Source organism: Streptococcus porcorum (assembly GCF_053203725.1).
The window spans coordinates 38,938-62,910 of record NZ_JBRUDG010000007.1; the positions used below are offsets into that span (position 1 = coordinate 38,938).

Annotated in this window: 18 protein-coding genes and 1 pseudogene; 14 read left to right on the top strand and 5 right to left on the bottom strand. The window is 39.1% G+C overall.

Annotated elements, in window-relative coordinates; genetic code table 11:
* Positions 1-13: 13 nt before the first annotated feature.
* The 6 genes from ACVRWY_RS02980 (at position 14) to ACVRWY_RS03005 (ending at position 9,933) form a co-directional block, all read left to right on the top strand.
* Positions 14-1,525 (top strand): LPXTG cell wall anchor domain-containing protein, encoded by a 1,512-nt coding sequence (locus tag ACVRWY_RS02980; protein WP_354367543.1) that lies wholly within the window; start codon positions 14-16, stop codon positions 1,523-1,525.
* Positions 1,526-1,621: 96 nt separating this feature from the next.
* Positions 1,622-6,016, top strand: a complete 4,395-nt coding sequence (locus ACVRWY_RS02985; RefSeq protein WP_354367545.1) for a PolC-type DNA polymerase III — start codon at positions 1,622-1,624, stop codon at positions 6,014-6,016.
* A 279-nt stretch (positions 6,017-6,295) separates the two neighbouring features.
* Complete coding sequence (locus tag ACVRWY_RS02990) at positions 6,296-7,855, top strand: LPXTG cell wall anchor domain-containing protein (protein ID WP_354367547.1); 1,560 nt, start codon at positions 6,296-6,298, stop codon at positions 7,853-7,855.
* Positions 7,856-8,147: 292 nt separating this feature from the next.
* The gene (locus ACVRWY_RS02995) at positions 8,148-8,750 is read left to right on the top strand and encodes a nitroreductase family protein (RefSeq protein WP_354367549.1); all 603 of its coding nucleotides are present in this window, start codon (positions 8,148-8,150) and stop codon (positions 8,748-8,750) included.
* A 131-nt stretch (positions 8,751-8,881) separates the two neighbouring features.
* Entirely contained in the window at positions 8,882-9,322 is a 441-nt protein-coding gene (locus tag ACVRWY_RS03000) for a MarR family winged helix-turn-helix transcriptional regulator (protein WP_354367551.1), read from the top strand.
* Positions 9,323-9,393: 71 nt separating this feature from the next.
* Complete coding sequence (locus ACVRWY_RS03005) at positions 9,394-9,933, top strand: NADPH-dependent FMN reductase (RefSeq protein ID WP_354367553.1); 540 nt, start codon at positions 9,394-9,396, stop codon at positions 9,931-9,933.
* Between the two features lie 46 nt (positions 9,934-9,979).
* On the opposite strand, the gene ACVRWY_RS03010 is transcribed toward ACVRWY_RS03005, so the two are convergent.
* Both ACVRWY_RS03010 and ACVRWY_RS03015 read right to left on the bottom strand, forming a co-directional pair.
* Positions 9,980-10,984: a YeiH family protein gene (locus ACVRWY_RS03010; protein ID WP_354367555.1), complete on the bottom strand. Its 1,005-nt coding sequence runs from the start codon at positions 10,982-10,984 to the stop codon at positions 9,980-9,982.
* A 39-nt stretch (positions 10,985-11,023) separates the two neighbouring features.
* On the bottom strand, positions 11,024-11,368 hold the full coding sequence (locus ACVRWY_RS03015; protein ID WP_354367557.1) for a winged helix-turn-helix transcriptional regulator: 345 nt from the start codon (positions 11,366-11,368) through the stop codon (positions 11,024-11,026).
* A 136-nt stretch (positions 11,369-11,504) separates the two neighbouring features.
* Between ACVRWY_RS03015 and ACVRWY_RS03020 the strand changes: the two genes are divergently transcribed.
* From ACVRWY_RS03020 to ACVRWY_RS03030, 3 genes are all read left to right on the top strand, one after another.
* Positions 11,505-12,041, top strand: coding sequence for a cysteine hydrolase family protein (locus ACVRWY_RS03020; protein WP_354367559.1), 537 nt, complete (start codon positions 11,505-11,507; stop codon positions 12,039-12,041).
* A 175-nt stretch (positions 12,042-12,216) separates the two neighbouring features.
* Entirely contained in the window at positions 12,217-12,843 is a 627-nt protein-coding gene (locus ACVRWY_RS03025; RefSeq protein WP_354367561.1) for a thioredoxin, read from the top strand.
* 194 nt (positions 12,844-13,037) lie between these two features.
* On the top strand, positions 13,038-13,892 hold the full coding sequence (locus ACVRWY_RS03030) for a VOC family protein (RefSeq protein ID WP_354367563.1): 855 nt from the start codon (positions 13,038-13,040) through the stop codon (positions 13,890-13,892).
* A gap of 6 nt (positions 13,893-13,898) precedes the next feature.
* Here ACVRWY_RS03030 and ACVRWY_RS03035 read toward each other — a convergent pair whose 3' ends face one another.
* The 3 genes from ACVRWY_RS03035 to ACVRWY_RS03045 form a co-directional block, all read right to left on the bottom strand.
* Positions 13,899-14,459 (bottom strand): nucleotidyltransferase family protein, encoded by a 561-nt coding sequence (locus ACVRWY_RS03035; RefSeq protein ID WP_354367565.1) that lies wholly within the window; start codon positions 14,457-14,459, stop codon positions 13,899-13,901.
* A gap of 13 nt (positions 14,460-14,472) precedes the next feature.
* Positions 14,473-15,087: a peptide deformylase gene (def, locus tag ACVRWY_RS03040; RefSeq protein WP_354367567.1), complete on the bottom strand. Its 615-nt coding sequence runs from the start codon at positions 15,085-15,087 to the stop codon at positions 14,473-14,475.
* A gap of 66 nt (positions 15,088-15,153) precedes the next feature.
* Positions 15,154-15,801, bottom strand: coding sequence for a cyclic nucleotide-binding domain-containing protein (locus ACVRWY_RS03045; RefSeq protein ID WP_354367569.1), 648 nt, complete (start codon positions 15,799-15,801; stop codon positions 15,154-15,156).
* A gap of 91 nt (positions 15,802-15,892) precedes the next feature.
* Here ACVRWY_RS03045 and ACVRWY_RS03050 point away from each other — a divergent pair, with 91 nt between their 5' ends.
* From ACVRWY_RS03050 to gtfB, 5 genes and pseudogenes are all read left to right on the top strand, one after another.
* On the top strand, positions 15,893-17,071 hold the full coding sequence (locus ACVRWY_RS03050) for an MFS transporter (RefSeq protein ID WP_354367571.1): 1,179 nt from the start codon (positions 15,893-15,895) through the stop codon (positions 17,069-17,071).
* Between the two features lie 148 nt (positions 17,072-17,219).
* Positions 17,220-20,016, top strand: a pseudogene (locus ACVRWY_RS03055) (cation-translocating P-type ATPase).
* Between the two features lie 383 nt (positions 20,017-20,399).
* A complete protein-coding gene (gene rpsO, locus ACVRWY_RS03060) occupies positions 20,400-20,669 on the top strand; it encodes a 30S ribosomal protein S15 (protein WP_008535715.1) in 270 nt (89 codons plus the stop codon).
* Between the two features lie 193 nt (positions 20,670-20,862).
* Complete coding sequence (gene gtfA, locus ACVRWY_RS03065) at positions 20,863-22,371, top strand: accessory Sec system glycosyltransferase GtfA (protein ID WP_354367573.1); 1,509 nt, start codon at positions 20,863-20,865, stop codon at positions 22,369-22,371.
* Positions 22,368-23,690: an accessory Sec system glycosylation chaperone GtfB gene (gene gtfB / locus ACVRWY_RS03070; protein WP_354367575.1), complete on the top strand. Its 1,323-nt coding sequence runs from the start codon at positions 22,368-22,370 to the stop codon at positions 23,688-23,690. Before gtfA ends, gtfB begins: the two co-directional genes overlap by 4 nt.
* Positions 23,691-23,973 lie beyond the last annotated feature (283 nt).

Sequence of the window (23,973 nt, forward strand, 5' to 3'; positions counted from 1 at the left end):
ACGTTGGAGTTCTATGTACTTCGGTATTTCTACTATGGGGTTATCAGGGTGTGTGCCTGCATCTGTAGCTAATGTTATCACAAGTTTAACTGGCAGAACTGTTATACCTACAGAAGTAGCAAGCTACCTTTATAACAATACAAATGAATTTAATAAAACTGGGGTAGGAGCTTCATCTACTGGTGTTTATTTAGCATTACAAAATTGGGGGTTAACTCCTACCAACTTAGCTAATGTATCTGAGGTTGAAACTGCTCTTAAACAAGGACATACTTTACTGGTAGCAGTGGAAAAAGACAAATTCACACCGTATGGAGGTACGCATGAGCTTGTCTTGAAGGGGTATTCAAACGGTTCTACTTACGCTTATGACCCTTATACAAGAGCTAATATTGGATGGTATCCTGTACGAAACTTGTGGGCTGAGCAAAGTACAGACCCTATGGATACTAAAGGTTTAGTATCGACTTTCATCAAAGTAACTACTAACACAATGAATCAAAAAGAGACTGCCATTAAAACTGCACAAACTTCTTTAAACCAAGCTAGGTCAGAGCAAACTGTTGCAGCAACTAATTTGTCTCAGGCTCAGGCATCTTATGATACTGCTCTTTCTAGTTACAACGAGGCACAAACAGTGGTTTCTAAGGCTAAAGCAGAATTACAAAATGCTGAGAATAACTTATCTTCACTAATGAGTAGTTCTGTAGATTTAACTCCTTATGAACAAGCCCTTACCGAAGCTCAAGCAACCCTATCTCAAGACGAGCAAGCTATCCAAACTGCTAAGGAGACCCTTGCTCTAGCTAAGGCTAGTGCTACTGACAAGGCTATTGCTCTCTCTAAGGCTCAAGCTAACCTTACTTCTGCAAAAGAGGCTGATGCCCTTGCTCAGTCAGCTCTTGTATCGGCTCAGGCTACTCTAGCTCAATTAAAAGCAGAACTTAGTCAAGCTCAAAGTGCTACCGTAGATGCTAAAACAGCTTACACCAATGCTCAAGCTACTCTAGAGACAGCTAAAGCCCAACTAGAGGCTATGAAAACTGCTAAAGCTAACTTACCAAGTCTAGTGGAACAACTCACTCAAGCACAGGCTAAGTTAGAAGAGTTAGAGGCGCTCTTAGCTACAGAAGAGGAAAATCTAGCAGACCTAGAAGCTATCGCAGATGAAGCACTTGCTATCTATGAAGCTCTGCTTGCTCAATACCAAACACAAGAAGTCCAAGCTCAACGTGATGCCATCATCACAAACGGTGGTCAACCAGTAGCTATCAAGGATGAAAACGGAGTTATTGTTGCTTATTTTGATGGCAGAGTGGATGAGAAACAAGCTATCCAAACAGCCTACAACAAAGCTGTCACTAAGCAAGTCTCAGCTAAAGTCCTAAAAGAAAAACCACAAGCAAACTACCAAGCCAAATCAGCTAGTTTGCCAAACACAGGAGATGACCAAACTGCTATCTTCTCACTGATGGGACTAATGGTCATTGGTTTAGCTGGAGGGTTACGAAAACGTAAAGGATAACCTAAAAAATCTTCTTACTCTTTAGGAGTAGGAAGATTTTTACGTATTCTCCTAAAATATGGTAAAATAAAGGTCAGAATAATATGAGGAAAAGCCATGTCAGACTTATTTAAAAAATTGATGGAACAGATTGAAATGCCACTGGATCTTAGGGAATCAGAGGCTTTTTCATCTGCAGAGATTGAAGAGGTTAAGGTGAATCCTAAGACACGAGTTTGGGATTTTCATTTTCGTTTTGACACTATTTTGCCTATTGCGCTTTATAGAGAGTTGCGTCAGCGGTTGGTGGAGACTTTTGAGCAGGCTGAGATCAAGGCGGAGTTTGCTATTAAGGCCAATCGTATAGATTTTTCAGATGAGTTGCTTCAAAGTTACTATCAAGAGGCTTTTACTCTTCCGCTTTGTGAGGTCGCTAGCTTTAAGAGTTCCTTTAGTCAGCTGAAGGTTCATTTTGATGGGGAAAAAATCATCATTGCTGCTCCCCAGTTTGTCAACAATGCGCATTTTAAGAAAAATCATCTGCCAAAACTTGTCCAACAGTTTGACCAGTTTGGTTTTGGGAGCGTCAGCTTTTTGATGGAGTCAGACCAAGAGATGACTGAGCAGTTGAAGGATGATTTTGTTTCAACAAGAGAGAGTCGCTTACAAGAGGCGGTAGATCAGGCCCTAGAAGCTCAGAAATCACTAGAGGCTTCCATGCCACCGCAAGAGGAGAAGCCTAGCCTAAGCTTTAACTATAAAGAGCAGGCGCAGGCACGTCAGGCAGGCTTTGAAAAGGCAGAGATCACACCTATGATTGAGGTGGAGATGGAGGAGAACCGCATTGTCTTTGAGGGCATGGTCTTTGATGTTGAAAAGAAAACCACACGGACAGGTCGGCATATCATCAACTTTAAGATGACCGACTATACTTCAAGCTTTGCCATGCAAAAGTGGGCAAAAGATGATGAAGAGCTGAAGAAGTATGACATGATTGCCAAAGGTGCTTGGTTGCGGGTTAGAGGAAATATTGAAAATAATCCCTTTACCAAGACCTTGACCATGAACGTGCAAGATGTCAAAGAGATTGTCCACTATGATCGTAAGGACCTGATGCCTGAGGATCAAAAGCGTGTGGAATTTCACGCCCATACCAATATGTCCACCATGGATGCTCTACCGACTGTTGAAGCCTTGATTGCGCGTGCAGCAAGTTGGGGACATCCAGCCATTGCCATCACCGATCATGGTAATGTTCAGTCTTTCCCACATGGTTATCATGCAGCTAAAAAGGCAGGGATCAAGGCTCTCTTTGGTTTAGAAGCCAATATCGTTGAGGATCGTGTCCCTATTACTTATAATGAGGTTGATCTGGACTTGCATGAGGCGACTTATGTGGTCTTTGACGTGGAAACGACTGGTCTTTCTGCCATGCACAATCAGTTGATTCAGATTGCAGCATCAAAGATGTATAAGGGAAATATCGTTGAGCAATTTGATGAGTTTATTGATCCAGGACACCCTCTGAGTCAGTTTACAACCGAGTTGACAGGGATCACCGATCAGCATGTCAAGGGCTCAAAGCCTATTGAACAGGTGTTAGCAGAGTTTCAGAGCTTTTGTCAAGATACGGTACTGGTGGCCCACAATGCGACCTTTGACGTTGGCTTCATGGATGCCAACTATGAGCGTTATGGTCTGCCTAAGATTAGTCAACCTGTGATTGACACCCTTGAGTTTGCAAGAAATCTATATCCAGAGTACAAGCGACATGGTTTGGGGCCATTGACCAAACGCTTTGGTGTGTCCTTGGAACATCACCACATGGCAAACTACGATGCCGAAGCGACAGGACGTTTGCTTTTTATCTTTTTAAAAGAAGCAAGAGAACAACGTGGTCTGACCAATCTTTTATCGCTGAATACCGATTTGGTGGCTGAGGATTCTTATAAAAAAGCACGAGTTAAACATGCGACCATCTATGTTCAAAATCAGGTTGGTTTAAAAAATATCTTCAAGCTTGTCAGTCTGTCTAACGTGAAATACTTTGAAGGTGTGGCACGAATCCCTCGGACAGTCCTAGATGCGCACCGAGAGGGTCTGATTTTAGGGACAGCTTGTGCTGATGGAGAAGTTTTTGATGCGGTGTTATCTAAAGGGGTCGAAGAAGCCATCCAAGTGGCTAAGTATTATGATTTTATTGAAATCATGCCACCAGCCCTTTATGCTCCTCTTATCGCTAAAGAGCAGGTCGCTGATGAAGAAGCGATTCAAAACATTATCCGTGATCTGATCACGGTAGCTAAGACACTCGATAAGCCTGTTCTAGCAACAGGTAATGTCCATTATCTTGATCCTGAAGAAGAAATCTACCGTGAGATTATCGTGCGTAGTCTGGGACAGGGGGCGATGATTAACCGTACCATTGGACGAGGAGAAGATGCCCAACCAGCTCCTTTGCCTAAAGCGCATTTTAGAACTACCAATGAAATGTTAGATGAGTTTGCCTTTTTAGGAAAAGAGTTAGCCTATGAGGTGGTAGTGACTAATCCCAATGCCATGCTTGAGCGTTTTGATGAGGTTGAAGTGGTTAAGGGCGACCTTTACACGCCTTATATTGAAAAAGCAGAAGAAACGGTCGCTGAGTTAACCTATCAAAAAGCCTTTGAGATTTATGGCAATCCTTTACCTGATATTATTGATTTAAGGATTGAAAAAGAGCTGACCTCTATCTTGGGGAATGGCTTTGCCGTGATCTATCTGGCATCGCAGATGCTGGTGAATCGCTCAAACGAACGGGGTTATCTGGTGGGATCTCGTGGTTCGGTTGGCTCAAGTTTTGTGGCAACCATGATTGGCATCACAGAGGTTAACCCCATGCCACCGCACTATGTCTGTCCTAACTGTCAGGCATCAGAGTTTATTACAGATGGCTCCTACGGATCAGGGTTTGACTTACCCAATAAAGCCTGTCCGAGCTGTGGGACTCTTTATAAAAAAGATGGTCAAGATATTCCCTTTGAAACCTTCCTTGGTTTTGATGGGGACAAGGTACCTGATATTGACTTGAACTTTTCAGGGGATGATCAACCTTCTGCCCATTTGGATGTTCGAGATATTTTTGGGGCAGAGTATGCCTTTCGTGCAGGGACAGTTGGTACGGTCGCTGAAAAAACAGCTTATGGCTTTGTTAAAGGCTATGAACGTGATTATGGTAAGTTTTACCGTGATGCTGAGATTGATCGTCTGGCTATGGGAGCTGCGGGGGTTAAGCGTACTACAGGTCAGCACCCAGGGGGGATTGTTGTTATTCCAAACTATATGGATGTCTATGATTTTACCCCTGTTCAATACCCAGCTGATGACTTATCAGCAGAGTGGCAGACGACCCACTTTAACTTCCACGATATTGATGAAAACGTCTTGAAGCTCGATATTCTGGGACATGATGATCCGACCATGATTCGGAAATTACAGGATTTATCAGGGATTGATCCTAAAGATATTCCAGCTGATGATCCTGGGGTGATGCAGCTCTTTTCTGGCACAGAGGTTTTAGGGGTCACACCAGAGCAAATTGGCACTTCAACAGGGATGCTGGGGATTCCAGAGTTTGGAACGAACTTTGTTCGTGGAATGGTGGATGAGACACATCCTACGACCTTTGCGGAGCTTTTGCAGTTATCAGGCTTGTCACACGGTACAGATGTTTGGTTAGGAAATGCACAGGATTTGATCAAGCAAGGGATTGCCAACCTGTCAACCGTTATCGGTTGTCGTGATGATATTATGGTTTATCTGATGCACGCAGGTCTCCCACCTAAGATGGCCTTTAACATCATGGAGCGCGTGCGAAAAGGCTTGTGGTTGAAAATCTCTGAAGAAGAGCGTGATGGTTATATCCAAGCCATGCGAGATAATCATGTGCCAGACTGGTACATCGAGTCTTGTGGAAAAATCAAGTATATGTTCCCCAAAGCCCATGCGGCAGCTTATGTGATGATGGCCTTACGCGTGGCCTACTTCAAAGTTCATCATCCGATTTATTATTATTGTGCTTATTTCTCCATTCGTGCCAAAGCCTTTAATCTCAAAACCATGAGTGGCGGTCTTGAAGCCGTCAAAGCTAAGATGGCAGAAATTGCTGAGAAAAAGAAAAATAACGAAGCTTCAAATGTCGAGCAAGACCTCTATACCACGCTTGAGCTTGTTAATGAAATGCTAGAGAGAGGGTACGAGTTTGGGAAGTTAGACCTTTATAAGAGCCATGCCACAGAGTTTCAAATTGAGGATAAGACCCTTATCCCACCGTTTGTGGCTATGGATGGTTTAGGGGAAAACGTTGCGAAACAATTGGTCAAAGCAAGAAGTGAAGGCGAGTTCCTATCAAAAACCGAACTCAGAAAGCGTGGCGGTCTCTCAAGTACCCTTGTCGAAAAAATGTCAGATATGGGCATTCTAGGCAACATGCCAGAAGACAACCAACTTAGCCTCTTTGATGACTTCTTTTGAAAATGAGATACTAAGAGCATAGAAAGTCAAAGAGAAAAATTATCATTTTCTCAGAGCTTGTAGCAGACGTTTGATGAGATAAGTTACTCAGTTGCACCAAATCAAATGGTTTAAAAAGCATAACACTTGAAATAAAGTGTTGTGCTTTTTATTTATCAGATCACAACATTAAATTGTATCCGAATACATATGAATAAAATAAAGCTAAAAGCACAAAATTATTGGACATATTATAAAACTTAGTATAAAATGATGGGGAAAGTAAAAGGAGGAGTGTTTATGAGAAGAGAAAAGAAATTTAGGCATCATTTGAAACGGTCAGCTAAATTATCTAGATGGGCCGTTTTAGGATTAGCTACTGTCGCTGTTGGTGGACTTAATGTGAGCCTTGCTAAAGCAGAAGAAGTCTCTCAGCCGGCTGTAGCTTCAACGAGTACAACAACTGATTCTGCACCTGTAGCAGCACCAGTTGAGGGAGTTTCAACCACTGTTTCTGATAGTGGAGCTGTTCCTAGTTCTGGAGCTGAGACTACTGTGACTGAGACAAGTCCAGTAGAAACAGAAACAGTTGTGACCAATGTGGAAAAAGAGGTGACCTTACAGACCAATGCGGAAGTGATCAATCATTTTAACAATGAGATTGATCAAGCTACTTGGAGCAAGGTTGACCCTGCTACTAGTGCCAACGAAGCCGTCGTTAGTGTAGAGGTGGATCGTAACAATACTAACTTTACGGTGAATGCGCATAAAACATCTGAATCTGATGACCCACTTTTTTCAAACTTTGTGACCACTGAAACCAAAGAAACACCTTACACTTATTCGTACTTGGATGGTTCGTCTAGGACATCTGAATACGGTGTGACACAAACAGGCAGTTCAGGTGAAGGCAGTTTTGTTGCAGTAGGTGAGGAACATGTGAATCGTGATTATTATAGCGCGAAAAACACGAGTGGCACAGCTTTAATCAAATCTACGATTTTAACAACTAATCCACTAGCTCCTAATCTACAAATTGAAGAAGTTGCTAGTTTGACAACATCTGGTAACATTATTCACCGCACAACCTTTACCAATAAGAGCGATTTAACTTACGCCAAACAACAGTACTATGTTTTACTAGATACAATGTTAAATGCCGACGATGATATTAACCTTTATTCTGATGGTAGTGGAGGTGCGTACTTCTCTGATCGAGAAACATTTTTATCTACCCGTATGTTGTCAGATGGTACTTCTTATGCATTAAACTGGAGAAATCGAGGCAGTGTTTTGGGTCAACAGGTTAAGGGTGCTAATTTACCAGCAGATCGTCGTATGACAAGCAGTGTTGACTCTGCTATTCGTTATTTAACACCTGCTGTAAGTTTGACTCCAAATCAAAGTATTAGTCTATGGTATTTAGAGTCTATCTATACACCAGAGGAAGTGGAAGCTATTATTGCAAGTGGGGGATCTTTAAATACCATTAGTCAAAAATTTAATGAAGTTGTCATTAAAGAGATTCCTAAAGAAACACCATCACAAGATCAGCCAGCTGTTGAAGAAGGAGTGGCTCAGACCCCTACTCCTGAAAGACCTTTGGTCCGTGAAGACCTTGTTCTTGAAGAAAAAGGTCATACAGAACCGCAACAAGTGACTTCTCTAACAAGTCTTAAAAAATCTGAGAAAAAAGTTCAGACACTTGGTTCACCATCTCAATCAACTAACTTGGTTACATCAAACAAAGAAAAACAATTGCCAAAAACAGGTGAAGATCAGTCTTCGGCTTTAGGAGCATTGGGCTTGGCCTTGCTAAGTGTTCTTGGTTTTGGACAATTACGTCGTAAAAATCATTAATTTCAAAAGCAATAGCTGAGAGAGGTAGTGTCAAAAAGTTTAGCACCACTTCTCAGAGTCCGTGTGACCATCTTAATGTGGTGGCTGATTGAGGCCGAGAGTCCGGTGCCCTATTATAAGATAGAGATATCAACGAGTTCCCCTAACTGCCATGGTTGGAAGTAAGGGGAACTCATTTTTTTCAAGAAGAAAAAATAATAGTCAAAACGATTGACAAATATTTTTAAAAGATGTAATATTACTATATAGTATTTTTAATCACTAATTAGTACAAAAAGAAAGAGGGAATCCTATGTCAAACTTTACAGATTTACAAGAAAAACGCCGTTCTATCTATGCACTTGGTAAAGACCTACCAGTGTCAAATGAAGAAGTAGTGGCTATCGTTGAGAAAGCAATGAAAGAATCTCCATCAGCGTTCAACTCACAATCAAGCCGTGCCGTTGTACTTTTCGGTGCGGAGTCAGACGCTTTCTGGAACGAAATTGCTTACAGCGAATTGGAAAAAGTAACTCCTGTAGAAGCTTTTGAAGCTACAAAAGAACGCTTGGCTAGCTTTGCAGCAGGTGCTGGTACTATCTTGTTCTTCGAAGACCAAGCCGTTGTTGAAGGGCTTCAAGCTAACTTCCCACTCTACGCTGAAAATTTCCCAATCTGGTCTGAGCAAGCACATGGTATCAATTTATACGCTGTATGGTTGGCATTTGCTGAGAAAAATATTGGTATGAACGTCCAACACTACAATCCATTGGTAGATGCACAAGTTGCTGAAAAATACGGTATTCCAGCCAACTGGAAACTCCGTGCCCAAGCACCATTCGGTAGCATTGCAGCCCAAGCAGCAGAAAAAGAATACATGTTAGATTCTGATCGCGTTAAAGTTTTTGGGAACTAACTCCCTCTTTAACAGGAATAAAAATGAAAAGCAAGCTGAATTCAGTTTGCTTTTTCTTGTAATTAATACTAATTAGTGGTAATATAAATGATATAATAGAAGAGAATAGCAAGAGAAAAAAGGAGGATGTCATGGGAGAGGAATTGGACAAGAATTTATCCGTCAAAACGATGGTTGTCTTGCGTAAAGCGATGAGAAGTATTGATAGTCAGGTTTATTCAGAATTTAAAGATTATGGTATTACGCCTACTCAATTTGGTGTTTTAGATGTGCTTTATACTAAGGGAGAGATGAAAATCTGTCGTTTAATTGATAGTATGTTGGCGACATCAGGAAATATGACAGTCGTGATTAAAAATATGGAACGTCATGGTTGGATCTATCGTCAGGTTTCACCAGATGATCGTAGGGCGTCTGTTGTAGGATTGACAGAGACTGGTCGAGATTTGATTGAGGCTATTTTACCTCAGCATATTGCCAGTGTTAATCAAGTTTTTGCTCATTTGACAGATGAGGAAAAGTCAAGTCTGATTACGATTTTAAAAAAATTTAAAAAATCTGAGGCAAAATAGTTTACAAAACCTTATTCGAGCTATAATACTACTATATAGTAATATTATAAAAAGAAATGAGAGACAAACAGATGAAAAAAGTATTATTTATCGTTGGTTCACTTCGTGAGGGATCATTCAACCACCAAATGGCAAAAGAAGCTGAAAAAGCTTTGGCAGGAAAAGCGCAAGTGAGCTATTTGAACTATAAGGAAGTGCCTTTGTTTAACCAAGATTTAGAAACACCTGTTTTACCAGCTGTTCAAGCAGCGCGTGATGCAGTGGTAGAAGCAGATGCGATTTGGATCTTCTCTCCAATCTACAACTTTGCTATTCCAGGTGTTGTGAAAAACTTATTAGACTGGTTGAGCCGCGCTCTTGATCTTTCAGATACAACAGGAGCATCAGCACTTCAAGATAAAATTGTTACAGTATCCTCTGTAGCTAATGGTGGACATGATCAATTGTTTGCAGCTTATCAAGCCCTTCTTCCATTTATCCGTACTCAAGTGGTCGGTGACTTTACCGCTAGCCGTGTTAATGATGAAGCTTGGGCAACAGGTGAGTTGACATTGTCAGCTGATGTGATTGAAAGCTTAGAAAAACAAGCATCAGCATTGATTGAAGCATAATCTTCTCTTATTAAAAAAACTAGGTGGACGACCTAGTTTTTTTGATTTACCAAATCCCTAGTAACCATTGGATCAAAAGATCCATACAGATTATAGCTAGCCAGCAAAAAGCGCCAAGAATGATAGCTGTTGACCCCGTTTTAAGAAGTTTGGGGAAATTGGTTTTCACTCCAATGGCCACCATAGCAACAACAATAAAAAATTTAGAGAGGGTCTTGAGGGAATCAAAAAGTGTTAACTCAAAACCCAGGGCACTTAATAAACTGGTTGTGAGAGAAGCTAAGATAAAATAGAGAAGAAAATTCGGAAATGCTTTCTTGAGCTGAAATTTTCCTTGGTAGCCTTGATTTTTTCTTTGTTTTAACAAGGCCAATCCAAAGGTGATAGGGATAATGGCAAGAGTTCGTGTTAGTTTGACAATAGTGGCAGCTTCCAAAGTGTGACTATGATGAAGGCTATCCCAAGCGCTAGCTGTGGCTGTGACAGATGAGGTATCATTGACAGCTGTTCCAGCAAAGATGGCAAACCCTTCGTGAGAGAGGTTTAGGGCTTGCCCAAGACTTGGAAAAAGCAGAGCGGCCAAGATGTTAAAAAGGAAGATGACAGAAATAGCTTGAGCCACCTCTTCTTCATCTGCTTCAATGACAGGAGCCGTTGCAGCAATGGCAGACCCTCCACAAATAGATGAGCCGACTCCAATGAGTGTGGCAAGGTGGGAGTTGATTTTATTGGTTTTAAAAAAGAGATAAGCGACACCTAAGGCAGTGAGAATAGTTGTCAAAATAATGGGGAGTGAGCTGATACCAACTGTTAAAATATGTTGAAGATTGAGTCCAAATCCTAATAAAACCACTGCTAATTGCAAAATGATTTTAGAAGAAAAAGCGATGCCCTCTTTTAGCTGATCCTGTTTTGTTAGAAAAGGGCTAGCTCCCATTCCAATAAAAATCGCAAAAACAGGCCCTCCTATCAAAGGAAAAACCTGACCTAACATCCAAGCTGGGAGAGCTAAGAGAAGACAAGATAAAAATCCTGGAAGTTTTCTGATCATAAAAATAGTACCTGTTAGTTTATTTGTCAGTCTAGGGGGTTAATCTTGTTTAGATTTAACAAAGTTGATATATTTGTCTCCAAAGCTTTCAATTTGTTGAAGAACTAGCTTAAATTCTTGACCAATCTCGCTTAATTCATACTCCACTTTTGGTGGAACTTGCGCATAGACCTTACGCGTAATTAAGCCATCGTCTTCTAATTGACGTAATTGCTTGGTCAAGGTTGCTTGGGAAATCCCTGTTAATCGACGGTGCAATTCATTAAAACGAATCGGTCCTTCTTCGATGTGGTGCAAAAGTAGCATACTCCATTTCCCTGATAAAACACTTTGAGTCGCCACATAAGGACACTCTGGCACGGTATGAGATGTAAATGTTGGCATCATTTCTCCTTTATTTAACGTGATACTATCCAAAAAGATAGTGACTAGTCTAAAAAAACGTATTTGTATTAGTTGTTGTACCTGTTACAATAATACCATAAACTGCAAAAGCAGAAAAGAAGAATGGAGAAAAGATATGGCAAATAACCCCCCTAAAACTGCCCTTATGGTTATTGATGTGCAAGAATTTCTAATTGGACTCAATCCTTATCAGGCTCAAGATTATTTAAATCAACTTGAGACTTTTATCCATCAAACGCGTGAAGCAAGCATTGAAGTCATCTATGTCCGTCACAATGATGACAATATGAAAAATGGTACACCTGAATGGCAAGTTCACCATCGGATTGCACCACAAAATGATGAAAAGATCATTGATAAAACATTTGCAAGTAGCTTTAAGGACACAGACCTCAAAAACTATCTGGATCAGCAAGGCATTGAGCAACTGCTAATCACTGGAATGCAGACAGAATACTGCGTGGACACCACTCTTCGTGTAGCCTTTGAGCATGGTTATAAGATCATTGTGCCAGAAGGGTTGACTAATACCTTTGACACAGAAACAATATCTGCACCAACCATCCGTAAACACTATGAAACAGTATGGGGCAATGCCTTTGCGCAAGTAGTCCCAGTTGAAGCCGTGCTATCCAATCTAAAAGGAGAATAAGGTGCAACTAGAACTTAGGTTCTAGTTTTTTTGTTTGAAAAATTAAACTAAATTTTGCCTTGATATGAAACAATTCTTTAGAAAAAGATACTGGCTTTTCAAAAAAATCGTACTTGTAAAAAACAATGTATCGACTATACTAGTTGTATATTAAAAATAAGGAAAGAAGTTTAATATGAAACTATACTACATCATCGATGCTTACTGCGGTTGGACCTACGGCTTTAACCACATTTTCACAAGATTTATGCAACACCATCCTGACCTAGAGATAGAAGTCATTAACGGAGGCTTGTTTGTCGGAGATAATAAAAAGAAAATGGCTGATTTTAAGCAAGCACAGACCATCAACAAACAAATCGAAACCTATTACCAAATGACTTTTGGTGAAGCTTATAATCAATTGTTTAAGAGTAAGGACTTTACCATGGATTCCCTTGGTCCGGCTAGGGCTTACTCCGTTTTGAAAAACTATGTTGAACCACACCAGCTTGCTCAGCTGACATTAGATATTCAAGCATTGTTTTTTGAAGATGGGTTAGACCTCAGTCAAGCAGGTAGTTATGCCAGCATCCTCGACACTTATCAGTTACCCCAAAAAGCTATGGAAGGCTTGTCAAGTGCCTTGAAACAAGCAGAAAATCTACATCCAGACTTTATCAAGGCTTATGAAATGGGGGTAACCTCTTTCCCAACCTTGTTACTTGAAAAAGACGGAAACTTCTTTAATCTGATTCACCAAGTTCGCACAGTAGATGACTTAGAAAAGAACTTCCAAGTAGCTTGCAACCTATTCAGTTGATGAAAATATCAGACAGAATGTATTTCAGTTAAAAATATTCGTTCAAATTACCTATCTTAGCACAATACTTCATAAAAGATACTAGCTTTACTAAAATTAAGTACTTGTTTTTTAAGATGTAACTTCTATAATAAGTATATGAATAATTCATGATGTTTATACATTTTATTTAATTAAGAAAGTCAGGTATTTCCATGTATAATTCCCAATTTGAACTGGGCCATGTTGCCCTCAATGTCCGTAATTTAGAACTCCAAAGCCTGTTTTACCAACAAGTCTTGGGTCTCCAAGTTCTCTCCCAAAGCCCCAACCAGATTGACCTTGGTGTTGGAAAAACCACCCTTGTCCGCCTGATTCAGACCGAGCAGAAAGGCGAAGTTAGCCAAAGCTACGGTCTCTACCACTTGGCTATTGTCCTACCTAGCCGTGAGGACTTGGGCACCATTTTCCGTCACTTTATCGACAATAAGATTCCCCTCCAAGGCGCCAGCGACCACGGTTACAGCGAAGCCATTTACCTAGCCGACACCGAAGGCAATGGCATCGAAGTTTACCGTGACCTGCCACAAGATGCATGGGATGTTCGAGCTGACGGTCAAATTGTTGGAAAATCTGAGCCAATGGATGCTGAAACGATTTATGCTTTAGGGAAAAAAGCTGACGCAGCCTATCAGATGCCTGCTGGTAGTCGTATGGGCCATGTCCATCTATCTGTCCGAGAAAGCGCTGCTTCTAGCAAATTTTACCAAGAAGTTCTAGCTGTCAGAGATAATTTCACCGTTCCATCTGCCTCTTGGTTGGCTTCTGGTAACTACCACCACCACCTTGCCGTCAATGAATGGGGAGGGAAAAATCTAACCAAGCGTGAGGAAGGGATGCCAGGATTAGCTTACTATACTATTTATTATAGTGATTTCTCCCATTTTCACGAGGTGATTAAAAGAGCTCAAGTAGCTGGTCTTGATCTTCACTTGTCCAGCCACAAAGTGGCTTTTGTCGATGTTGATGGGATTAAGACAAGGCTGGTTTTACATAAAAATAGCGATTAGATTTTTCTAATCGCTATTTATTATCGTTAGTTTAGGCCATTTTTTCTGCCAATCTTTCTTTTGAAGCCGTTTGTTAAATAAGGCTAGGCGTTCAGAATCTTGGCTAAAGTGAGGAGTAGGACTTAAAATAAAGTGTGTAACATCCTCTAACCCATAAGGGGCAAAAAGTTCCAATTGACCAGCTGTCAGGCGTAGTGCTAGGGCAGTTGCTTTTTCAGGATATTTTGAAATAGCATCACGAGCACTAGTATAGGGCTTGGTGTTAGGGTTATGGTGATGCATATAGACCTGATTTTTTAATTCCCAATGGTAGTGAGGATAGCGCTTGATGAGGTTTTGCTCAAGACATAAGGTATCCTCATAAGATAGATCAGGGTCAAAAAAGACAACATCCAAATCTGTTTCTTGATCAAAGAGGGGGCTTTGATCGAGATGGTTCCAAATAGCATTTCGAATGCTACCAGCTGCTAGCCAGCAGTCCTTAAGTTGAAGAGATTCGATGATGTTTAAAATAGTCATGAAATCAGGATTAGATGCTATGAGATTTAGAAGATCTAATTGTGTCATGACGCTCCTTTATTTAGTCAATTAAAAGCAGACCATCTTCAACTTTGAAAGGTTCTTTTTCATTGATACGATCGTAGAACATGATACCATTGATATGATCGATTTCATGTTGGACCACAATTGAGTTATAACCTTTTAATTTAATGCGTTGTTTTTCACCATTTTTATCAACATACTCCACGGTCACACGTGAATGGCGGATGACGTAACCCTCAACGGGGCGATCAACAGATAAGCAACCTTCTCCATCTGAAAGCGCAGCATTTTGAACAGAATGCGAGACAATCTTAGGATTATACATGATTTCCTGTAAGCTGTAAGCCTCAGCAGGAGGATTTCCCTCTTCATCTTCTAGGTTAGGGACTAAAACAGCGATAATGCGTTTAGAAATATCTAGCTGAGGAGCCGCCAAGCCAACTCCTCCACGTAATCCCATCTTTTCAGCCATAACAGGATCTTGAGAATGTTTTAAAAATTGCATCATTTTTTCACCTAAAATGATATCCTCATCACTAAGTGGTAGGCTCACTTCTTTTGCCACCGCACGAAGTGTTGGATTGCCTTCACGGATGATATCATTCATATCGATAAGATGACTAGCTTTGGTAAGTTTTTTTATAACAGACATGTGTTTCTCCTTGTTCATTTCTTATTCAGTTTATCACAAAATAGGGGATAAAGAAAGGGTGAGCCACTAAGCATGGATTTGCCATTTTTCTAAGCGTTTTCGGTCGTTGATGCGGTAGCGATTGTTTTCCTTACGAAGTGCCCCGTCGGTAATGAGTTCTTTTAAAACTCTCAGAAGATGGCGGTAGCTAACACCAAAAGAATCTGCTAGGGTGGCTAGTGGTAGAGTAAAGGGTTTGTCTTCCTCAAGTGTGAGAATATAGCTGGCCAAACGCTCTTTTAAGGTGTAAGAGAGGTTGGTAGAAGTTTTGGTATTTTGCTCATGTAAGGCGTTAGCTAGGCCCCTAGCTAATCTCAATAGAAAGCTTGGATCTGATAAAAGGACCTCTTTTTGTTGATTTAATGAAAGAGAGAGCATGAGTCCCTTAGTTTCAGCGATGACAGATGAGGAGGCTGTTTGGTTGGTTAGAAGTTCAATATCTCCGATAATGGTTGGAGGGTTTTTGATATCCAAGATATAGTCTTTTCCATTTGCTAACTTTTTAACGATTTTAATGCGTCCTGTTAAGACGTAAGAAATAGTGGTTAGCTCTTCATCTTGATGACAGAGGTAGTCGGATTTGGAAAATTCTTTTAGGATAAGGTGAGGAAAGTAGTGTTTAGGAAACAAGGTTTCTACTTGAAACTCTTTTAATAGTTTTTCAATTTCTTTCATGTTATCTCCTCAAATGTGACAGATGTCATAGGTGATGTTTCTACTATTGATTATACTGAATATAGTAGAAAAAACAAGTTTAGGAGTTTGTATGAAACAATTGCTAGAGAAGATTAGCCTTCTCTCCTTATCGTTTATGTTAGTTTCCACCTTTGCAGTTTCACCTGCTCTTCCTAAGATGATAGAGTATTATCAAGGATTGGGCTATACAGCAGGTCAGGTTAGTTTTTTATTTTCAGTGCCTTCTTTTGCTGTAATAGGGGTTTTGCTTCTTACCCCCTTTATTAGTAAGTTCTTATCTCAACATCAAACTATTATTTTAGGTTTACTGTTACTTTCGGTTGGGGGAAGTATACCTGTGCTAACACGTTCATATCATCTAGTATTTGTAGGAAGGATCTTTTTAGGAATTGGTATAGGTCTTATTAATGCTCATGCGATTAATATCATTAGTGAACGTTATAGTGGAAAAGAAAAGATTAAAATGCTTGGTATGAGAGCTTCTACAGAAGTGTTGGGGTCAGCCAGTTTAACATTTTTTGTGGGACAGCTTATGGTTCAATCTTGGTCGCAGGCTTATCTTGTCTATAGTATAGGATTTTTTATTTTGTTACTTTATTTACTATTTGTTCCACCTCTTAAGAAAAAACATCAAAAGGAGGATCAGCTAGAGAAAAAATCTCTATCTTTTAAACAAATACTTTATATTATTGCCATGTCAACCTATGCAGGTTTAGTTATTTTGATAAATAGTGTCATTACATTACGCATACCGCAAGTCGTAAGTCAATTAGATTTTGGAACTAGCACGGATTCAAGCTTAGTTTTAAGCTCAATGATGTTGATGGGAATTTTTGCGGGCATGATATTTAATAAGCTCCAGGAATTACTGAAAAATTATCTGCTACCAATTGTTTTAGTAATACTAGGAACAGGTTTAGCCTTATTGTGGCAGTCTAATTCTATATGGGATTTAACCTTAGGGGCTATGATAACGGGATTTACTTATTGTTTGGGGGTAATCAGGGTATTTCAAGTGATATCAGAGCGTATTCCAAGGAATCAGTTGATAACAGCAACAACGCTAGTTCTACTTGGATGTAATTTAGGCGGGGGGATATCTGCTATTGTTGATCAGTTACTTGGTCAGTTTAGTGAACAGCCTGGCGCAACTTTTTCTTATTTTGCTTTTCTCAGCATAGGCTTAGGTATGATTTTATTAATTTGTCATTTCCTTACGAATCCAATACATAAAAGTAGGCAGGGGTAGTTAAGACTATATAGATTAAATCTATCAATTTTTATTGTAAAAAAATTTAGTTTTTTACAATGTTTAATGTGCTAGCTTTTTTTAAAAGGAGTATAATAAAGGCATAAATAATCCAGTCCTCAATGGAATGAAATCGGGGTGAGGAAAAATGGCTAATGGATGGAAAATACCTAGCCGAGGCATTGAAAAATGCTCCGCTGAAGATGTCTATTCTTTTATGTCTAGTCACAAAGAGGGTTTAACTCAAGCAGAGGTAAAATCTAGGCAAAATACTTATGGACCGAATCGTCTAAACGAGAGTAAGAACGAGGCGGTTTGGTTAACTTTTATTAAGAATTTTACTAGTATGATGGCGATTTTACTTTGGGCAGGAGGCTTAGTTGCTTTTCTGACAGAGACACCCCAGTTAGGAATTGCGATATGGTCAGTGAATGTGATTAATGGTTTATTTTCTTTTTTTCAAGAATATCGTGCAAGCAGAGCTACAGAAGCATTGAAAAAAATGCTTCCATCCTATGTGCGTGTTCTGAGAGATGGAAGAGAAGATCAGATACTGGCTGAGGAGCTTGTTCCGGGAGATATCATGCTGATTGAAGAAGGTGATAAAATCTCTGCAGATGGGCGTGTAGTATTTGAGACAGATCTACAAGTTAATCAATCAGCTTTAACGGGAGAATCTAACCCTGTTCGTAAAATGACGACACCTATCTTAGATAACCACATCACTCCAATAGAGTTTAACAATATGGTTTTTGCAGGAACTAGTGTCTCAAATGGTAGTGGTAAAGTGGTGGTGAGTCAAATTGGGATGGCAACAGAATTTGGCAAAATTGCTCATCTGACACAGTCTATGTCAGATGAAAAAAGTCCTTTGCAAAAAGAGTTGGATCATTTAACCAAACAGATTTCCATGATTGCTGTTTCTATAGGTCTATTCTTTTTTGTAGCAGCTGTTGTTTTTGTGAAAGAACCTTTAGCCCAAGCTTTCATTTTTGCTTTAGGGATGGTAGTTGCTTTTATTCCAGAAGGCTTACTTCCAACTGTTACCCTATCTCTTGCAATGGCTGTTCAGAGAATGGCAAAAGACCATGCACTTGTAAAAAAAATTATCATCTGTTGAAACTCTGGGAGCAACATCTGTCATTTGCTCTGATAAAACAGGCACTTTAACACAAAATGAGATGACTGTAAATCATGTTTGGACTAGACGCCAAGAATATCAAGTGACAGGTTTAGGTTATACTCCAGAAGGGAGTATAAAGACCTCTAATGACATAGTAGAATTGTCACAAGATTCAACCTTAGAGTACCTCGTTCGTTTTGCAGCATTGTGTAGCAATGCTAAAGTGATAGAACCTGATGAACAACACTCAAGATACAGTGTACTGGGGGATCCAACAGAGGCTTGTCTTATTGTTTTAGCTAAAAAAGCGGGTCTGTCTCTCTTAGATAATGAGAATTGGGCAAAACGTATCAGGGAGTTACCTTTTGATTCTAGTCGTAAACGAATGACTACAATTCATCAACTAAGTCGATCTTTTCAATCAACATCTTATTTAGCTATTAGCAAAGGTTCACCAAAAGAGTTAGTTGATTTATGTCCGTGGATTATGGATAAAGGCATTGTGAGACCGATGATGGAAGAAGACCGAGCTGCTATTATGCAGGCAAATGATGTTTATGCAAGGCAAGGATTACGAGTTTTGGCAGTAGCTTATCGTGATTTAGAAAAAGCAAATAGTCTTCCTACAAGTGTCTCTGACTATACGCCTGAGTTAATTGAATATGATTTAGTTTTCATGGGACTTGTTGCTATGTCTGATCCACCACGTGAAGAGGTTGCTGCAGCTGTTGCTAAGTGTCATGATGCTAGTATACGTATTATTATGGTTACTGGTGATTATGGATTGACTGCTGTCAGTATTGCAAAACGTATAGGGATTGTTCGAGGAGATAGTCCTCGTGTGGTGACAGGAGCAGAATTAAAACGAATGTCTGATGAGGAGTTAAGACAAGTCTTGTTAGATGAAGTTGTTTTTGCACGTGTGGCACCTGAGCAAAAATATCGGGTTGTTAGTCAATTACAGGCTCTAGGACACGTAGTTGCTGTGACTGGTGATGGTGTTAATGATGCTCCCGCTTTGAAAAAAGCTGATATTGGAGTTGCAATGGGGATTACGGGAACAGATGTTGCCAAAGAATCGGCTGATATGATTTTAACGGACGATAACTTTGCTTCAATAGTAAAAGCGGTAGAAGAAGGAAGAGCTGTTTATTATAATATTCAAAAATTTTTAACTTATATTTTTAACAGTAATACATCTGAGGCTGTACCTTCTGCTACCTTCCTTTTCTCTAGAGGGGCTATTCCATTACCTTTAACAGTGATGCAGATATTAGCTATAGATTTAGGTACTGATATGCTTCCTGCTTTGGGGTTAGGGGTTGAAAAGCCTGAAGAAGGTCTAATGAGTCGTCCTCCTAGAAATATTTCAGACCCTCTCCTACATTTAGAGTTACTGATAAAAGCTTTTGTTTGGTATGGATTGATGGAAGCAGGGCTTGCTATGGGAGCATTCTTCTTTACAAGTATAGGACATCAAGTGAGTCTCTCTCAATTATTAGCAAACGATTTTCTTTATCGTCAAGCGACAACAATGACTTTAGGGGCGATTATCTTTTGTCAATTAGGAATGGTACTTAATTGTAGAACACTGACCCAATCTGTCTTTAAGTTGAAGTTGTTTTCAAATGTTACAATCAATCTGGGTATGGTCTTTGAAATTGTTTTGTTTGCTTCTTTGACATATCTTCCTGTATTAAATTCTCTTTTTCACACGGCACCATTGAGTATGTGGCAATGGGGATACTTGTTTTTATGTCCTTTGCCAATTTTAGGGATTGAGGAAGTACGGAAGGCTTATTTACGACACCGGTCAACCTGATAATATTAAGATAGTTAATTGTATTTGGAGTGTTAAGAAATCTGAAAAAAGTCAAAAACTTTCTTGTCCCAAGGTATTTCTAGTAAAAAATATCTATTTAGGATTCAGCCCATCTTCTTGTAAGTCTTTGAAATTTTATTTGGCAGAATTTATAGTATGAAGAGGTTGTTTTGATAATCCATGAAAAGTAAGGCAGTAGAGGTCAAGATAAGATCATCTAATATGTTATTTAATCCATCTATTGAACTTATTAAAAGAAATATTTGACAGAAATCAGGTAGATTTGATAGAATAACTAGTGTCTAAAAGACATACCAACTTTTTCTTGGTTTTAGGCTAGCCAAACCCTAAAACTCGGATTAAGCAATAAAAGGAGAAATATCATGGCAATCTCAAAAGAGAAAAAAAATGAAATCATTGCACAATACGCACGTCACGAAGGTGATACTGGTTCAGTTGAAGTTCAAGTAGCAGTATTAACTTGGGAAATCAACCACCTTAACGATCACATTAAACAACATAAAAAAGACCACGCAACTTACCGTGGTTTGATGAAAAAAATCGGTCACCGTCGTAACTTGTTAGCATACCTACGTCGTACAGATGTTAACCGTTACCGTGAATTGATTAGCTCACTTGGATTACGTCGTTAATCAAATGAAAATCACTAAAAGTCTGACAATTCTTGTCAGGCTTTTAGTTTGTCTAAAATCTAGAATGTTCTGTATGATGGAGATCAATAAACCATTTTATCATGCCATCAAACTTTAAGTAATGTTAAAGATATGGTATAATTTCTAAAAATAGATCTCATTGAGAGAATATTTTTTCAAGGAAAGGATTGACATGACAGTCTATAATATTAATCGAGGAATCGGTTGGGCAAGTAGTGGTGTGGAATACGCTCAAGCTTACCGTGCTAATGTCTTTAGAAATCTCAATATTCCAGCTAAATTTGTCTTTACAGATTTTTTTGCTCAGGAAAACTTATCTGATTTAACTCGCAATATTGGTTTTAAGGATGAGGAAATTATTTGGCTTTATGGTTTTTTTACAGACATAAAAGTAGCTCCAACAACTTTTACTTTAGCAGATTTAGAAGCTAAATATCATGGAGAATTAAGTCGCAAAGAAAGACAGGGAAAGATTGTTCGCTTTTTCTATGAAAAACAGGATGTTTTTTTGACAGCCTATCTCTGTAAAGAAGAGGATGATCGCGTACATCGTGTGGAGTTTGTATCACGCGGAAATTTAATTCGAAAAGATTTTTATTCTTATACAAAGATGTTCACAGAGTATTATACTCCTCGTGATAAAAGAGCTCATCTTTATCAACGTCGTTTTTTTAATGAAGATGGTTCAGTAGCATATGATGAAATCATTGACGGTAAAAATAGTGTTTTTCGCATGGCGGATGCTATCTTGAACTCCAAAGAGGAGTTTATTGCTTACTTTATGAAAAACCTAGCGTTGACATCTGATGATGTCGTGATTTTGGATCGTGCAACAGAGACAGGACAGGGTGTTTTTCGCTATAGTAAACCAGCCAAACTCGGTGTAGTTGTCCATGCAGAGCATTTTAGTGAAAATGCGGTGACTGATAGAACGATTTTATGGAACAATTACTACGATTACCAATTTACTAACGCAGATAAGGTAGATTTTTTTATAACAGCTACTGAACGTCAAAAAGAGGTCATGTCAGATCAATTTGCTAAGTACAAAGGGTTTATTCCTAATATTGTTACGATTCCTGTAGGGAGCTTAGATACACTTCGCTATCCACAATGTGACAGAACAGCATATAGTATTGTCACTGCATCTCGTTTGGCCTCAGAAAAGCATGTGGATTGGCTAGTGAAAGCTGTCATAGAGGCTAGAAAAGTTATCCCTAAATTGAGTTTTGATATTTATGGTGAGGGTGGAGAGCGAGCTAAAATCCAACGGATTATTGATGAAAGTGAAGCTCAAAGCTATATTCGTTTAAAAGGACATCAGGATCTAACAGATATTTATCAGCAGTACGAATTGTATCTGTCTGCTTCTAAGAGTGAAGGTTTTGGTCTGACTCTTTTAGAGGCTGTTGGATCAGGTCTACCATTGATTGGTTTTGATGTGCGCTATGGGAACCAAACTTTTATATCTGAAGGAAAAAATGGATACTTGTTGCCGACATTTGAAATCGATGAGGAAGTGCATATCGTCAAGGCATTTTCAGAGAGGTTAATCACCTTCTTCCAACGTCAAGATCGTCCAGCCATGCAAGGAGAATCCTACCATATTGCGGAGAATTTTCTGACATCCAAAATTGAAGAACGTTGGGGTCGATTGATTGAGGAGATGACAAAAGGATGATAAATTTATTTGATACATATACACAGGACAGTTGGGATTTACATTACTCCTTATTGGTATCTGGGTACAATAACCCTACTATTGTGATTAATGATGATGGTTTTCTTCCAAATGATGTTACATCACCCTATTTATTTTTCACAGGTTTTGATCCTAGAGCTGAGGAGACCCCTTTATATTTTAACCAAGTTTCAGTTCCAGAGTTTTGGGAAATAAGAGGGAATAATAGTCAAGGTGAAATCTATAACTACGCAGAAAAGAAGGGTCATATTCACTATACCACTCCTAGTCATAAGCGTTTGGTAAAAGCGGTAGACTGGTATGATGATAGGGGAAAAACACGATTAACAGACCGCTATAATAAGCAAGGCTATCGTTTTGCTCAAACAGTATATAATCTTGATGGTCAGGCAGTTTTAACATCTTATTTTAATGCAGATAATCAAGAAGTGTTAGTAGAAAATCATCATACAGGAGATGTGACACTGAATTATAAAAACCAGGTTTATATTTTTAAATCTAGGTCAGAATTTATTGTATTTTATCTAAAAGAAGCACAATTTGAGCTAGACCGCATTTTTTATAATTCTTTATCTACTCCATTTTTGGTGGCCCATCAACTGGGGGGAAGTAGAAAGGATATTCTTTTTTGGCAAGAAGAAATTGGCTCGGACATTCCAGGAAATATGCAGCTTCTTTTAAATAACATTGATAATCAAACTAAAATTATGGTACAAGATAAAGCTATTTACGCCAAAATTTCCTCTCTACTACCAGAAAATCAAGCTCATAAGGTATCTTATTTAGGAGTTATTTATCCTACAACGAGAGAAAATAAAAATAGAAAAGAAGCCTTAATCTTTACAAATTCGGATCAAATTGAACAACTTCCTAAGTTGGTTGCACAATTACCGAATTTACATTTTCATGTTGGGGCCGTTACGGAGATGTCCAGTCGCTTGACAGATTTAGGGAAATATTCAAATGTTACCCTCTATCCTAATATATCAACTGCTATGGTTCAACGATTACAAGATCAATGCGATATCTACTTAGATATTAACCAAGGAAGTGAGATTTTGTCAGCTGTTCGGACAGCCTTTGAAAATAAGATGCTTATTCTAGCTTTTGTAAATACACTTCATCACGCTAAATATGTTGCAAAACAGCATGTATACCTTTCAAGTGCTGTCGACCAACTTATTATGCTTTTAAAAGATGTTTTAGATGGACACCAAACTTTACCTGCCCTAGTTGAGCAGCAGGAAAGTGCTCTATCTATTGCGACAGCTACTGATTATCAAACTTTAATTGGATAGTATTAGAGTTTTGTGATTCCTTTCATCAGGCTTAGGTATAAAATATATTAAACCAAAATCTTTAGTTCATACTTGAGAGTGGAAAAGAACTCGAAATACATCGTTTCGGGTCTCTTTTCTACTCTTTTTTGTGTCTGAGTCTTAATCCCTCTACATTTTTCTGAAAATTATGGTAAAATAGACGAGATACGTGGTTTTATGCAAAGCCGAGTTCAAAAGTAGCTTTGAATTGGTCTTTGTAGAAAACGGACGTATCTGAAATCAAATTGAGGAGAGACAATTT

Bases quoted from the DNA above. Each gene is read 5' to 3' on its own strand.
- ACVRWY_RS03000 (WP_354367551.1), top strand. From the start codon at position 8,882: ATGGGAGAGGAATTGGACAAGAATTTATCCGTCAAAACGATGGTTGTC.
- ACVRWY_RS03035 (WP_354367565.1), bottom strand. From the start codon at position 14,459: ATGACACAATTAGATCTTCTAAATCTCATAGCATCTAATCCTGATTTC.
- ACVRWY_RS03020 (WP_354367559.1), top strand. From the start codon at position 11,505: ATGGCAAATAACCCCCCTAAAACTGCCCTTATGGTTATTGATGTGCAA.
- ACVRWY_RS02985 (WP_354367545.1), top strand. From the start codon at position 1,622: ATGTCAGACTTATTTAAAAAATTGATGGAACAGATTGAAATGCCACTG.
- ACVRWY_RS03030 (WP_354367563.1), top strand. From the start codon at position 13,038: ATGTATAATTCCCAATTTGAACTGGGCCATGTTGCCCTCAATGTCCGT.
- ACVRWY_RS02990 (WP_354367547.1), top strand. From the start codon at position 6,296: ATGAGAAGAGAAAAGAAATTTAGGCATCATTTGAAACGGTCAGCTAAA.
- ACVRWY_RS02995 (WP_354367549.1), top strand. From the start codon at position 8,148: ATGTCAAACTTTACAGATTTACAAGAAAAACGCCGTTCTATCTATGCA.
- gtfB (WP_354367575.1), top strand. From the start codon at position 22,368: ATGATAAATTTATTTGATACATATACACAGGACAGTTGGGATTTACAT.
- ACVRWY_RS02980 (WP_354367543.1), top strand. From the start codon at position 14: ATGTACTTCGGTATTTCTACTATGGGGTTATCAGGGTGTGTGCCTGCA.
- ACVRWY_RS03045 (WP_354367569.1), bottom strand. From the start codon at position 15,801: ATGAAAGAAATTGAAAAACTATTAAAAGAGTTTCAAGTAGAAACCTTG.
- ACVRWY_RS03025 (WP_354367561.1), top strand. From the start codon at position 12,217: ATGAAACTATACTACATCATCGATGCTTACTGCGGTTGGACCTACGGC.
- ACVRWY_RS03005 (WP_354367553.1), top strand. From the start codon at position 9,394: ATGAAAAAAGTATTATTTATCGTTGGTTCACTTCGTGAGGGATCATTC.
- rpsO (WP_008535715.1), top strand. From the start codon at position 20,400: ATGGCAATCTCAAAAGAGAAAAAAAATGAAATCATTGCACAATACGCA.
- ACVRWY_RS03050 (WP_354367571.1), top strand. From the start codon at position 15,893: ATGAAACAATTGCTAGAGAAGATTAGCCTTCTCTCCTTATCGTTTATG.
- gtfA (WP_354367573.1), top strand. From the start codon at position 20,863: ATGACAGTCTATAATATTAATCGAGGAATCGGTTGGGCAAGTAGTGGT.
- ACVRWY_RS03010 (WP_354367555.1), bottom strand. From the start codon at position 10,984: ATGATCAGAAAACTTCCAGGATTTTTATCTTGTCTTCTCTTAGCTCTC.
- ACVRWY_RS03015 (WP_354367557.1), bottom strand. From the start codon at position 11,368: ATGCCAACATTTACATCTCATACCGTGCCAGAGTGTCCTTATGTGGCG.
- def (WP_354367567.1), bottom strand. From the start codon at position 15,087: ATGTCTGTTATAAAAAAACTTACCAAAGCTAGTCATCTTATCGATATG.